Below are 277 nucleotides of genomic sequence, written 5' to 3'. Positions count from 1 at the left end.
GGTCGGCGCTCGTGAAACTCGTGACCGGGGTACCGGAGGCGCTACTCAATTGGAAGTAACCGCCCGAGACGCCGCTCACCGTGTAGGTGAAGCTCGCGCTGTCTGGGTCAGCCACACCAAAGTTGCCGGCACCGAGCGTGATCGTCTGGCCTTCGGATACGGTGAGCGAAGCACTGGTCACCACCGGCACGTCATTGACCGGCGTGTAGCTGATCGTCGCCGACAAGGTGTTCGAGTCCGCGCTGCCGTCATTCACCGTCACGTCAAATGCAGGCGC

1 protein-coding gene is annotated in these 277 nt (G+C 62.8%); it reads right to left on the bottom strand.

Annotated elements, in window-relative coordinates:
- On the bottom strand, nucleotides 1-277 hold a 277-nt coding region (locus tag GQB03_RS22785; protein WP_159694073.1), incomplete at both ends, for a cadherin-like domain-containing protein.

The organism is Cognatazoarcus halotolerans, assembly GCF_009800965.1.
GTDB lineage: Bacteria > Pseudomonadota > Gammaproteobacteria > Burkholderiales > Rhodocyclaceae > Cognatazoarcus > Cognatazoarcus halotolerans.
The sequence above is the reverse complement of the archived record's forward strand: the minus strand, read 5'-3'. Positions and strand labels throughout refer to the sequence as shown.